The sequence below is a fragment of the Methylorubrum subtropicum genome, from assembly GCF_038442325.1.
In the GTDB taxonomy this organism is placed as follows: domain Bacteria; phylum Pseudomonadota; class Alphaproteobacteria; order Rhizobiales; family Beijerinckiaceae; genus Methylobacterium; species Methylobacterium subtropicum.
In genome coordinates, this window is the sequence record NZ_JBBXMW010000016.1 from 48033 (window position 1) to 60526 (window position 12494).

Annotated in this window: 9 protein-coding genes; 1 reads left to right on the forward strand and 8 read right to left on the reverse strand. The window is 70.1% G+C overall.

The features are described from left to right. The first annotated feature begins 108 nt into the window (after positions 1 to 108). Complete coding sequence (locus tag AAHG03_RS20035; protein WP_342152697.1) at positions 109 to 2112, forward strand: OPT family oligopeptide transporter; 2004 nt, start codon at positions 109 to 111, stop codon at positions 2110 to 2112. Here the strand turns inward: AAHG03_RS20035 and AAHG03_RS20040 are convergent, their stop codons facing one another. From AAHG03_RS20040 to AAHG03_RS20075, 8 genes are all read right to left on the reverse strand, one after another. Beyond that, positions 2113 to 4224, reverse strand: coding sequence for a protein-disulfide reductase DsbD family protein (locus tag AAHG03_RS20040; protein WP_342152699.1), 2112 nt, complete (start codon positions 4222 to 4224; stop codon positions 2113 to 2115). It abuts the gene before it with no gap. Positions 4225 to 4340: 116 nt separating this feature from the next. Then, entirely contained in the window at positions 4341 to 6176 is a 1836-nt protein-coding gene (locus AAHG03_RS20045; protein ID WP_342152700.1) for a glycoside hydrolase family 15 protein, read from the reverse strand. 75 nt (positions 6177 to 6251) lie between these two features. Continuing rightward, complete coding sequence (locus AAHG03_RS20050) at positions 6252 to 6509, reverse strand: hypothetical protein (RefSeq protein WP_342152701.1); 258 nt, start codon at positions 6507 to 6509, stop codon at positions 6252 to 6254. Between the two features lie 87 nt (positions 6510 to 6596). Next, positions 6597 to 7262 carry a class I SAM-dependent methyltransferase gene (locus AAHG03_RS20055; protein WP_342152703.1) on the reverse strand — a complete coding sequence of 222 codons (666 nt, stop codon included), beginning with the start codon at positions 7260 to 7262 and terminating at the stop codon, positions 6597 to 6599. 211 nt (positions 7263 to 7473) lie between these two features. Continuing rightward, positions 7474 to 8706, reverse strand: a complete 1233-nt coding sequence (opgC, locus tag AAHG03_RS20060) for an OpgC domain-containing protein (RefSeq protein WP_342152705.1) — start codon at positions 8704 to 8706, stop codon at positions 7474 to 7476. Between the two features lie 22 nt (positions 8707 to 8728). After that, complete coding sequence (locus tag AAHG03_RS20065; protein WP_342152707.1) at positions 8729 to 10159, reverse strand: O-antigen ligase family protein; 1431 nt, start codon at positions 10157 to 10159, stop codon at positions 8729 to 8731. A gap of 40 nt (positions 10160 to 10199) precedes the next feature. Continuing rightward, positions 10200 to 10949 (reverse strand): WecB/TagA/CpsF family glycosyltransferase, encoded by a 750-nt coding sequence (locus AAHG03_RS20070; RefSeq protein WP_342152708.1) that lies wholly within the window; start codon positions 10947 to 10949, stop codon positions 10200 to 10202. A gap of 53 nt (positions 10950 to 11002) precedes the next feature. Further along, complete coding sequence (locus tag AAHG03_RS20075) at positions 11003 to 12046, reverse strand: Wzz/FepE/Etk N-terminal domain-containing protein (protein WP_342152710.1); 1044 nt, start codon at positions 12044 to 12046, stop codon at positions 11003 to 11005. Between the last annotated feature and the right edge of the window lie 448 nt (positions 12047 to 12494).

Sequence of the window (12494 nt, forward strand, 5' to 3'; positions counted from 1 at the left end):
CTCCGGATCGCGCGGCGTCCATTGCCGCGGCAGGGAAAGACCGCCGGACCCGCAAAGTTTCCCGCCGAGGAGCGCGCCGCACCGGAGCGCGATCCTCAAGGATTCGCCATGCACGCGCCCAGCCCGCCCCCGCGGCCTGTCGAGATCACGCTGCGCGGGCTGCTGCTCGGGGCGGTCATCACCGTCGTGTTCATGGCGGCCAACGTCTATATGGGCCTCAAGACCGGGATGACGTTCTCGTCCTCGATCCCCGCGGCGATGATCGCCATGGGCGGCCTGCGGCTGCTCGGCGGCTCGGGGATTCTGGAGAACAACATCGTCCAGACCCAGGCCTCGGCCGCGGGCACGCTTTGCAACGTCATCCTGATCCTGCCGGGCCTCGTGCTGATCGGCCACTGGCACGGCTTCCCGTTCTGGCAGACGACCGCGGTCTGCGGCATCGGCGGGCTGCTCGGCGTCGCCTTCTCGATCCCGCTGCGCCGCGCGCTCGTCTCGGGCGAGCACCTGCCCTACCCCGAAGGGGTCGCTGCGGCGGAAGTGCTGCGCACCGGCCAGGGCGAGGCCGGGGCCAGGGGCCTGCGCGATCTCCTCACCGCGGCGGCGGCGGCCGGGATCATCGGGCTCGCCACCACCGGGTTTCGCGTGCTCGGCGAGGGGCTGCACGGCGCCGTCGCGTTCGGTGGCGCGGCGTTCCGGCTCGGCACCGGGTTCTCGCTGGCGCTGGTCGGCGTCGGCTACCTCGTCGGCATCGGCGCCTGCCTCGCGCTGCTGACCGGCGTCGTCATCGCCTGGGGCATCGCCGTGCCGCTCCTGACCTATCTCGGCCAGGGCGAGGGCGCGACCGCCTCCGAGATGGCGCAGGCCGTATGGTCGGATCAGGTGCGCCTGATCGGGGCCGGCATCATCGCGGTCGGCGGGCTCTGGACGGTCGGATCGCTGGCCAAGCCCATCCTGTCGAGCGTCCGCGCGGCGCTGGCCTCCGCCCGCGGCAGCGGCTCGGGAATGCCGGGAGAGGACCAGCCGCGGGAAGAGCGCGACCTGCCGATCACCTGGGTGTTCGGGGCGGCGCTGGCGCTCGCTGTGCCGCTCGCCGCCCTGTTCTGGATGTTTTCGGGCACCGCCGAACTCGGGGCGCTGCACACCGTGATGGTGGCGACGCTCACCGTGTTCGCGGTGGTGTTCGGCTTCCTGATGGCGGCGACCTGCGGCTATCTCGCGGGCCTGCTCGGCTCCTCGTCGAGCCCGATCTCGGGGATCGGCATCCTCACCACCATGGCGGCGGCCGTGCTGCTGCCGCTGCTGATCGGCACCTCGGCCGGGCCGGAGGGCGACCGCTTCGTCATCGCCGCCGCGCTCCTCGTCGCCTCGGTGATCGTCACCACGGCCTCCATCGCCAACGACAACCTGCAGGATCTCAAGACCGGCCGCATCGTCGGGGCGACGCCGTGGTGCCAGCAGGTGGCGCTGATCGCGGGCGTGCTCGTCGGCGCGGCCGTGATCGGGCCGCTGCTGTCGCTGCTCTACGAGGCCTACGGCTTCGTCGGTGCGCTGCCGCGCGAGGGCATGGACGCGGCCAATGCGATGCCCGCGCCCCAGGCCGCGCTGACCTCGCAGATCGCCGAGGGCATCGTCCATCGGACGCTGCCCTGGACCATGGTGCTGATCGGGGCGGGGCTCGGCGTCGTGCTCGTCGCGGTCGAGACGCGGCTGCGCAGGCGCGGGCTGACCTTTCCGGCGCTGACGGTCGGGATCGGTATGTACCTGCCGCTCGCCGTGGAGATGACCATCGCGGTCGGCGGCGTGCTGGCTTGGCTCGCCGAACGGCGGCTGCGGGCCCAGGCCCGCCCGCGCGGCGAGAAGGACGAGGCGAAGGCGGTGGACGGGGCGCGGCGCCGCGGCGTGCTCCTGGCCTCGGGCTTCCTCGTCGGCGAGAGTTTCGTCGGTGTGGTGCTGGCAGCCGGCGATACGCTCGCCGGGCGCAGCGCGGCGCTCGCCCTCGTCGGGCCGGGCTTCGAGCCCTATGCCACGTGGCTCGGGCTCGCGGTGTTCCTCGTCGGCCTCGCGGTGTTCTTCCGGGTGATCGCCGCCGATCCCGGCCCGCAGCCGGCCTGATCAGCGGGCGGCGAGCTTCTCGGATTTGACCGCGTCGAGCACGACCGCCTCGGTCAGGATCTGCGGCAGCACCCGCGCCTCGCCCTTGCCCCGGTAGACGAGGTAGAGCGGCACGCCGGAGCGGCCGTGGCTTTCCAGCAGCCGCGTGATCTCCGGGTTCTGGTTGGTCCAGTCGCCCTTGAGATAGGCCACCGAGCCGGCCCGGAACGCCGCCTGCACCGCCTCGCGGTTGAGCACCGTGCGCTCGTTGACCTGACAGGTGATGCACCACGCCGCCGTCATGTCCACGAACACCGTGCGCCCCTCCGCCCGCAGCGCATCGAGGCGCGCTTGCGTGAACGGCTCCTCGCCGCCGGCGAGCCGCACGCCCACCGCACCCGCCCGCTGGCCGTGGAGGGCGGCGGCGAGCGCGAGCGCGCCGACGAGGGCGAGTGCCGCTGCGGCGCGACCGAACCCGGTGCCAAGTCTTTGCGCGGCCCGCGCCCGCTCCCACGCCCAGGCGGCAAAGCCGACCAGCACGAGGCCGCCGAGCGCCCCGAGCAGCCCGTCCGGCCCGACCTGCTGGGCCAGCACCCAGATCAGCCACGCCGCGGTGGCGTAGACCGGGAAGGCGAGCGCGCCCTTCACCGTCTCCATCCAGGCGCCGGGCCGCGGCAGCAGGCTCAAGGCGCCGGGGAATGCGGTGAGCGCCAGGAACGGCAGGGCGAGGCCGAGGCCGAGGCAGGCGAAGATCAGGAGGCCGACGCCCGCGCCTTGCGTCAGCGCGAAGCCCACCGCCGCGCCCATGAACGGCGCCGTGCAGGGGGTGGCGACCAGCGTCGCCAGAACGCCGGTGAAGAACGAGCCCTGATAGCCGGCGCGCCGGGTCAGCCCGTCGCCGATGCCGGCGAGCCGCCCGCCGACATGCACGACGCCCGACAGGCTGAGGCCCACGGCGAACAGGCCGTAGGCGAGCAGCGCCACGACCACGGGGGACTGCAACTGGAACCCCCAGCCGATCCCGGCGCCCCCCGCCTTGAGCGCGATGAGGAGCCCGGCCAATCCCAAAAAACTGGCCAGCACGCCCGCGGTGTAGGCCAGCCCATGCAGGCGCACCCGCGCGCGTTCCTCGCCGGCCTGCTTCACGAGGCTCAGCACCTTGATCGACAGCACGGGGAAGACGCAGGGCATCAGGTTGAGCACCAGCCCGCCGAGCAGGGCGAGGCCGGCGGCGCTCCACAGCGTCAGGGTCTCGGATTCCGCGACTGGAACGGGCGCCGGCGCAGCCTCAGGGGCGGTCGCCGCCGGGGCGGCTTCGGGCTCGGGACCGACGGCGTAGGCCTTGCGCGTGCCGGCCTCGTCGACGGTGAGGACGCCGCCCAGCGCCTCCGGCGCGATCTTTGGGTCGCCGGGCTTCAGGACGAGGCGCTGCACCCCGCCCTCCCCACTCGCAAAAATCTGCTCGGCGGCGTTGTCGAGAGCGCTCTCCGCGTAGGGGAAGAAGGCCGCGTTCGTGAGCGCGGGCGCGCCGGACGGCCGATCGAGTTGCAGCGAAAGATTCTCGCCTTCGCGGGTGGCGCGGATCGGGAACGGCGCCGGCTCTGGCAGAGCCGCGCGGGCCTCCGCGAACAGGCGGGCCTGCGCCGGATCGGGCTCGGTGCCTCTGCCGACGGGCAGGTCGAGGGCGAGTTCGGCCGAGCCCGGAATGCAGATTTCCTCGCAGACGAGGTAGGACAGGGTGCCGGACAGGGGCACGCTTCCGCTCGCCGGCAGGTTCTCCGGCACCTTCAGCGGTACGAGCAGCGTGACCTCGCCCTCGTACCCGAAGTTCATCAGGGTCTGGACCGGGATGCGCTCCGGTGCCGGCCATTGCGTCGGGCCGACCGAAAACCCCTCGGGCAGGCGCCACGCCATCTCCGGCGGTAGGCCGGAATCGCCCGGATTGCGCCAGTAGACGTGCCAGCCCGGCTTCATCGCCATGTGCAGGCCGAGCGTCACCGTGCGGCCGGGGGCGAGCGTCGCGGCCTCCGAGACGAGGCGGGCGCGCACCAGATCCTTCGGCGCCTTGCCCAGCTGCGCCGCGGCGAGGCCGGGGGCGGCGAGGAACAGGACCAGAAGGAGGAGGCGGAGCATGGGGTTTTTTCAAAAATGGCCCCGGCGCCTCGGCCGGTCGGCGCAAGGTTAGCAGAGCCGTGGGGCCAGCGGGAGCCGGCCCGCCCCGCGACCCCGCGAAGCGGTTTCTTTTACGATCACGCGTCCGCGGGCGCGTGTCCGTCCATCTGTGCCAGCCGCACCGCATGGTTGATGATCGCCATGTGGGTGAAGCCCTGCGGGACGTTGCCCCGCTGCTCCCCGGTCTCGGCGTCGATCTCCTCCGCGAACAGGCCGAGATCGTTGCCGCGGGCGATCAGGCGCTCGAACAGGGCGGTCGCCTCCGCCCCGCGGTCGGCCAGCGCGAGGCAGCCGACGCGCCAGAAGGCGCAGGCCGTGAAAGTCGCCTCCTGCCCCTCCAGGCCGTCGTCGAGGCGGTAGCGGTAGAGCAGGTCGCCCGCCCCCAAAGCGGCCTCGATCCGCTCCAGAGTCGCGGCGACGCGGGGCGAGCGCGCGTCGAAGGCGCGAAACAACACCGCGCGCAGCACGGCCGCGTCGAGATCGGGTGAGCCGTAATCCATGGTGTAGGCGCCGACCGCCTCGTTCCAGCCCTCGGCGTGGTACTCGGCGCGGATCTCCTCCGCCGCCCGTTCCCATTCGGCGATTGTTTCCGGCGAGGCGAGGCGGTGCTCGGGATCGGAGCGGGCGATCTGCGCCGCGCAATCGAGCCCGACCCAGAGCATCGCCTTGGTGTGGAGGATCTGGCGCATGTCGCCGCGCAGCTCCCAGATGCCGTGGTCGGGCTCGCGGCGGCGGTCGATGATGTGGCCGGTCAGATGGGCCAGCGCCTCGGGCAGATGGTCGTTGACCTTCACCGGCGGGTCGAAATCGACCGCCTCCAGGTAGTGGTGCAGAGCCACCAGGAACTCGCCGTAGATGTCGAACTGGCGCTGGTCGCTCGCCGCGTTGCCGAGGCGCACCGGCTCGGTCCCACGCCAGCCGCGCAGATGGTCGAGGATCACTTCGTCGGGCATCGGCCCTTCGAGAGCGTACATCAGCTGGAGATGGCGGCCGCGGCTCGGGTCGGCGTTGCGCAGGAAGCGCAGGAACTCGGCGGCCTCGCGGTCGTAGCCGAGATTGACGAAGGCCGTGACGGTGAAGCTCGCGTCCCGCATCCAGACGTAGCGGTAATCGTAGTTGCGGTTGCCCGGCACCGCCTCGGGCAGGCCCATGGTCGCGGCGGCGACGATGCCGCCGGAGGGCGCGTGGGTCAGGAGCTTGAGGGTGAGCGCGCTGCGCAGCACCGTCTCGCGATAGGGCCCGCGATAGGTGCAGCGGCCGGACCACTCTTGCCAGTAGTCTTCCGTCGCCGCGAGCCACGCCTCGGTCCGGCCGAGCCCCGCATCGCCCTCCGCCCCGTGGGCGAGGACGAGGTCGGCCCCCTCCCCGGCCTCCAGCCGGAACGCGGCCTGCGCCGTCCCCTCACGGACGTCGAGCGGCACGGTCGCGGCGGCCCGCATCGCGTCGCCGCCGCCGTGAAACAGCACCGTGCCTTCGGGCTCAGGCTCGGCCGCGGTGGCGGCGCGGGCGTAGTCGAAGGTCGGTCGCACGATCCAGCGGCCGGACACCGTGCCGGCCTCGCAGGCGAGGCGGCGCACCACGCGGGCTTGCGCGCAGCCGTCCGGCCCCTCCTCTGGCACCGGCTCGCGACGGCTGAGCGGCATGAAGTCGGTGAGCCGCACACGGCCGGTCTCGGTGACGAAGACCGTCTCGAGGATGTTGGTGCCGGGGCGGTAGCGGCGTTCCGTGCCGGTCACACCGTCGAGGGCGAGGCGGCAGGCGCCGCCCCGCTCGCGGTCGAGCAGCGCCAGGAAGACGGCCGGCCCGTCGTGGCGGGGCCAGCACAGCCAGTCGAGGGAGCCGTCGCGGGCGATGAGGGCGGTGGTGCAGGTATCGCCGATCACGGCGTAGTCGGCGATGGGTCTGTCCGTCACGGCCTCGTCCCGCTTGCGTCGCGCGGCAACGCTGCGGATCGAGGCGAAGTTGCCCCCTGCGACACCCGCGCGGGGTCAGCGGTGGCGGCGGCGATGCGGGGCGAAGCGGCGGGCGCGACCGAAGCCTTGGCGCAGTGAGCGGCGGGTGCCGTAGCTGCCGGGCCGCCGGTAATTGCCGTTGTTGACGCCCGCCGAGCGGTCGTTGCCGGTGGCGCTCGCCCCCGGCGAGAGCCCGCTGCCGGCGTTGGCGTTGCCCTCCTGGGCGAGCGCGCCGCCGCTCAGGAGCAGCCCGGCGGCGAGGGCGAAGGGCAGGAGGCGGGTGAGGCGCAGCATCGAGATCGGCTCCGGGGCGTCCGTTCACGGGTCTGTGAACGGGGTCGGAAGGGCGAACCGCGCGATGCCGCGTCTGTTCCCTCGGCCTTACCTGACCGCGATCAGCGACTTGGTGAACAGTCCGAGGAAGCGCTCGCGGACGATCTTGCCGTCGGGAAACAGCGACTTCATCTCGAAATGGTCGAGCAGGGCCGCGTCGTTGAGGATGCGGTCGGCCTCGTCGATGCTGTCGGTGCGGGTGTGGAAGGCGAAATCGCGCCGCATCACCAGGGCGCGCTGCCACGGCCGCGGCAGCCAGTGGAAGAACAGCGCCCGGAAATGCGGCTCGACCGGGAACCAGTAGTTCGGCGTCTGGATGAAGTAGCGGGTGCCGAGCCGGCGCGCTTCCTTCGCCATGCGGACCTTGTTCTGCCAGCTGCCGACATGCTCGATGACGGAGTTGGAGAACACGATATCGAATTCCCCGTCGGCGTACATCGGCAGGTCGCAGGCGTCGCCCTGGATCACGAGGAAGCGCGGATCGGACACCGGGGTCGGCACCAGATCGACCAGCGTGACGTAGATCTTGCGGTTGCGCCACATATGCTCGAGGCCGAGCCAGTAATCGGACCGCCCGCCGAGATCGAGAATCCGGCACATATCCTTCTTCTGCAGGACCTCGTCGACCATCGCCATCAGCATCTCCATCCGCTTTGCGCGGAATTTGTTGCTGTAGACCTCTTTCGCCGACGGACGCTCGACTTTCATCAACATGCTGGGATTCCGTTAGGCAGGCAAGATGCGATGATTGCACAGCGGATGTGCAGGATATGTGCCAATCTTGGCCGATCTGGTGCGCTGCAGCAAGCGCGGCAGATCAATGATTTCGCCGATCCACACCGATGCGAGATCAGTATTCGCTGCGGATGGCGGCGGTTGTATGCTGGATGAGCACACGTGTATGGCGGCGCGATGCGTCATGGCGTCAGCGGACACCGCCGACCGGGCTGGCGCCGGGCAGGGCCCAGTCGGTGGCGGCGGCGGCCGTGTCCGGCGCGAGCTTCACCGGCTCAGGGCGCTTGGCCGATCCCCCCTTGCGCTCGGGCATCACGGCGTTCACGAGCGCGACCCAGGCGAAGATGAAGGCGACGAACAGCCCCTCGGCCAGCCAGAACACCGCGTGCGAGCCGGTCTCCTGCCACGCCAGCGCGACGCCGTAGAGGCCGAAATTGCTGGCGCAGAAGCAGGTCAGCGAGTGGCGCCCGAGCATCATCACGGCATGCCCGATCCGGGTCTCGACCACGCGGAAGCGGTCGGACAGCCAGATCATCACCACGACGACGCAGAGCGAGCAGAGGATCTTGAGCGGCCCGAGCGTCGCGCGGTCGACGCCGGGGACGATCCACGGCTCCTCGGCGAGGCCGAGGCGGTGCGGATATTTCTGCCCGAGCCACGCGAAGGCGAAGATTGCGAGCAGCAGCGTGGCGACGCGGATGACGAAGGGCCGGCCGACGATGAAGGCGGCGATGGCCCCGTAGCGGCGCCCGATCCCGAGCATCATCCCGCCGAAGAAGGTGATCTGCCACGCCCAGACGTTGATCCCGATGGTCTCGTCGTGGGCGAGCCCGACCGTCTCGGACCAGAGGCCGACGACGAGCCAGCTGCCGACGAGCCACGCCAGCGCCACCGCGGGCCAGCGCATCATCAGAGCGGCGAAGAGCGGCGTGGCGAGGAAGAAGATCGCGTAGAGCTGCAGCACGTCGAAGCCGAACGGCGCCGAGCGCATCAGCACGAAGTCCCGCACCGCGTTGATCGGATCGTGCACGAACACGTCGAAGCGCGAGGCGCCGAGCAGCGTCTGGCCCGCGAGCCCCAGCATCGCGACGACGAGCAGGAGCGTGACGGCGTTGTAGCAGTACAATTGCCACGCCCGCCGCAGGGTGTCCCCGACGAAGCGGCGATCGACCGATTCGAGCTTGGCCAAGCGGACATGCCCGAACAGGTAGCCGCTCATCAGGAAGAAGATCTCGGTCGTGGTCGAGGGCAGCACCTGGGCGATGGTGATCGGGCTCGCCGCGTGCCGCCCCATCTCGCGGCAGAGCGAGGTGCCGTGGTTGAGCGACATGCTGATCAGCATGAAGCCGCGGATGAAATCGAGCTCCAGGATGCGCCCGGCGGCGGGCGAGGCGGGCCCCTCGGAGGATCGGGTCTGGCTCATTACGGCCTCCTGGCGCGTCGCCTCAAGGGCGGTAGGGCAGGTAGCGGAACGGGGCGACCGCGGGCACGGCCGAGCCGAGCGTACCTTTGGGCCGCGACACCAGGGCGAGGCAGGGCAGCGCGTAGAAGCTCAGGGACAGGAACGAGACGAGGCCGCCGATCGTCGGTTCGGTCATCCCGTAGAGCAGGTAGAAGATCACCAGCCCGATCGTGCCGTGCGCCTGATTCCGCCATGCCCGGCGGAGCGTCAGGACGAGGCTCGTCAGGAAGATAGACAGCCCGATGAGGCCGCCCGAGAACAGGATGCTGAGATACATATTGTGGGCGTGCGCCGCCGCCTTGAACAGCATCGGGTGGAACGGCAGGATGAACTTGGCCGAGCCCGCGCCGTAGCCGAACAGCGGCTGCTCCAGCCACAGCTCGATCACGACCGCCCAGATCCGGGTGCGGCCGGTGCCGCTGGTGATCTCGTCGGCCGAGCCGGAGCGCGACAGGCCGCTCATGATCGTGTCGCCGAAGCTCGCCATCACCAGCACGCCGATGGCGGCGGCGAGCAGGCCGATGGCGAACTTGATGCCGAAGCGCCCGCGCATGGCGTAGACGTAGAGCAGGCCGGCCATCATCGCGGCGACCGACATGCGGTTGTTGGAGGCCAGCAGGCAGAACGCCATCGGGGCGACCAGCACGTAGAACAGCGGTCGCCGCAGCGTGAGGCCGGAGAACAGCACCGTCAGCATGATGCCGATCGCCGCCGCCGCGCCCGCGGAATTGGCGGTGCCGAACACGCCGGTGAGCCGCGAGGTCGGGATGAAGGCGCCGTTGACCCAGTCGCTCATCCGCCCGAGCTGCGGATTGAGGAAGTAGGCCGCGATCGACAGGAGGCACAGCACGAAGCAGGCGGTGATGAGGATGCCGGCGACGTTGCGCACCCCGAGGAAGCGCACGAGGCTGTAGATGTAGAGGAAGGCGGCGATGTTCGAGACGGTCTCGACGAAGGACAGGGCCGGCTGGATCGAGTTGGCGCTGGTGACGATCAGGTAGACGAAGAAGCCGAACCACAGCAGCGCCTCGGACGATTCCCGCAGCGGCCAGCGCCGGGCCATGGCGGCGAGCGCGAGGGTCACCATCGAGCCGACGCAGGCGAGCTTCAGGAGGATCTGGAAGTCGATCGACTTGTCCTCGATCTCCCGCACCCGCAGCGTGGCGCATTGCAGGATGATGATGAGGATCGCCGCGTAGAAGGCGTAGCGCTCGTTCCAGACCAGCGTCTGGGTGCCGACGAACAGCAGGATCGGCAGCGGCAGCGCCGCCAGCATGATCACCGGCGGCAGGCTCTCGCCGTCCGTCGCGCTCAGGCCGATCACGAGCAGCGCGATCGCCGCCACGATCGCGACCGCGGTGGCGGCGGGCAGCCAGATCCAGTCTCGGTGCGGAGTGAGGCCGGCGGCCTGCATGGCGCCTCGCGCGGGTGGCGGGAAGGACGGGCGAAAAGGATCAGCCGGGGGTGAGCTGGCGCGGGCGGAGCTTGGCCAGCCCGAGGCGGGCGAGGAACACGGCGTTGCCGACGAGGTAGCGCTGGGCCAGCCGCCGCGGCTCGATGCAGAGGCGAAACACCCATTCGAGGCGGGCGCGGCGCATCCAGGCCGGGGCGCGCGGCACCGTGCCGGTCAGGAAGTCGAACCACGCGCCGACCGCCATGGCGTTGTCGCAGATGCCCGGCACGTGGGCGGCGATCCAGCTCTCCTGGATCGGGTTGCCCATGCCGACGAGGATCAGGTCGGGCCGGGCCGCCGTGATCGTCGCGCTCAAGGCGTCCTGGTCGGCTTCCTTGAGGAAGCCGTGATGGGTGCCGACGACGGCGTGGCGCGGCCAGCGCCGGGCGATGAGGCGGCCGGCCTCGACCACCACCTCGGGACGCGCCCCGAGGAGATAGATGCGCAGGTCGTGGACCGTGCGGTCGAGGTAGTTCGTGACGAAGTCGGTGCCGTTGAGGTTCTCCGAGAACGGCTCGCCGTGCAGCACCCGCCGGGCGATGTCGAGGCCGACCCCGTCGTTGAGCACGAGGAACTGGTCGAGGCAGCCGCGCAGCTCGGAATTGGTCGAGGCGAGATTGGAGAGATGCGCGTTCAGGAACGCGACGCGGGTGCTGTCGCGGGACTGGATGCGCCCGTCGATGTGCTGGACGACGTTGCCGACCGGGCCCGAATGGACCCGCACGCCGAGGATATCGACCGACGTCAACATGGAACGGCCTCCGTTGATCTCGATTTCATCGGTGTCGTGCAGTGGGGCCGGCCTCACGTGCCGAGGCCGACGATCCGGCGGTCGCGCAGCAGGACGATGAGCAGGCCGAGCGCCATGCCGACGAACAGCGAGGCGGCCAGGATGATCGCCGATTTCGGCGCGCTCTTCGCTTGCGGCGGGTAGGCGACGCTCGCGACCTGGGCGTCGGGCAGCGTCATGAACTGCTGCTGCCACGTCTCGGCGTAGCGCTCGAGGAACTTGTCGTGCAGGACGCGGTAGGTCTGCGCCTTGCTCTCGAGGTTCTTCAGGGTCACCCGCGCCTGCGCCGAACTCTCGCCCGCGAGCGAGCCGGAGAACTTGAACTGCTCGACGGCGTTCTCGGCCTTCCGGGTCTCTGCCTGAAGCTCGTCGGTGCGGGCCTTGAGCAGGTTGCTCATGCGCCGCGACAGCTCCTCGCGCATGTTCGCCTGATCCTGGATGAAGGCGTCGGCGTAGGCGTTGGCGACCGCCGCGGCCTGGGTCGGGCTCGGCATCGTGGCCGAGACCTCGACGACGTAGGTGGTGCCGAGGCGCTTGACCGTGGTCAGCTTCTGCAGGGCGCGCGAGGCCGCGGTCACCTTCGGGTCGGCGCCCTCCGGCGGGGGCGTCGGCTTCTTCCAGAACATCAGCGTGCCAGTGATCGCCGAGATCGTGCGGGCGAGCGGGCCGGGCTGGAGCGCGGGGTCGTCCACGAGGTTCTGTGACACCACGACCCGGCGGACGATGCGCTCGGATTTCAGGAGTTCGACCTGGCTCTCGATATTGGCCGAGTCGACGTTGGCGTCGGAGACGGTCGGCGCGGTGGAGCGCAGGCTCGCGCCGTTCTTCAGGTCGATCAGGATCAGGCCCGAGGACGTGAATTGCGGCGTCGCCGTCGCGAGGTAGGCCACCGCCACAGCGACCGCCGCGACGCTGGTCAGCGCGATGGTCGGCCAATGGCTGAGCACCGCCTTCATCGCGGTCGCGACGGGCGACGGTCCCTCGGGCGCGGCGCTCGTGAGCGGCTGCGGGTTCTCGATACTACGGAGCAGAGCCTCCAACCGCAGAGCGTCCCCCATGCGATTCTGCCTCCTGCGATAACGAACGCCCGGATCGAGCGAAGACCAGCTGCCTTGCAGGCAAGATAACGGGGCGTGTCCGGAGCGGCTTTTTCAATGTCGCAGAGGGGGCCTGGTCGGGCACCGTGCGCACCGCAGCATCTCAGGAAATGGGCCTCGTGTGCAGTGCCAAAACGCTGCTTGCCGAAAATAATCGCATCACCTCAGCGATTGCACGCACAAACTTTGAGCAGCAGAAGCGTAAAATATCAGCACTCCTATACGGCTAAGTAGAATAATAGGAGGTCGCGAAAGGGTTCCAGAGGCATGACTCAAGTTACAGTGAGCTGAACATCTTGGCAAGCCGCTGGTACGATACTGCCTAAACCCTTGAGTTTCGCCGGCTCCTCACAACCGTCGGGACCCTTTCGGCGATGCGGATGCGGGTTCAGATAGCAGCATAATTCGC

What these genes read in the sequence shown, in the direction of transcription:
- AAHG03_RS20035 (WP_342152697.1), top strand. Translation starts at nt 109, where the DNA reads ATGCACGCGCCCAGCCCGCCCCCGCGGCCTGTCGAGATCACGCTGCGC.
- AAHG03_RS20040 (WP_342152699.1), bottom strand. Translation starts at nt 4,224, where the DNA reads ATGCTCCGCCTCCTCCTTCTGGTCCTGTTCCTCGCCGCCCCCGGCCTC.
- AAHG03_RS20050 (WP_342152701.1), bottom strand. Translation starts at nt 6,509, where the DNA reads ATGCTGCGCCTCACCCGCCTCCTGCCCTTCGCCCTCGCCGCCGGGCTG.
- AAHG03_RS20055 (WP_342152703.1), bottom strand. Translation starts at nt 7,262, where the DNA reads ATGTTGATGAAAGTCGAGCGTCCGTCGGCGAAAGAGGTCTACAGCAAC.
- opgC (WP_342152705.1), bottom strand. Translation starts at nt 8,706, where the DNA reads ATGAGCCAGACCCGATCCTCCGAGGGGCCCGCCTCGCCCGCCGCCGGG.
- AAHG03_RS20065 (WP_342152707.1), bottom strand. Translation starts at nt 10,159, where the DNA reads ATGCAGGCCGCCGGCCTCACTCCGCACCGAGACTGGATCTGGCTGCCC.
- AAHG03_RS20070 (WP_342152708.1), bottom strand. Translation starts at nt 10,949, where the DNA reads ATGTTGACGTCGGTCGATATCCTCGGCGTGCGGGTCCATTCGGGCCCG.
- AAHG03_RS20075 (WP_342152710.1), bottom strand. Translation starts at nt 12,046, where the DNA reads ATGGGGGACGCTCTGCGGTTGGAGGCTCTGCTCCGTAGTATCGAGAAC.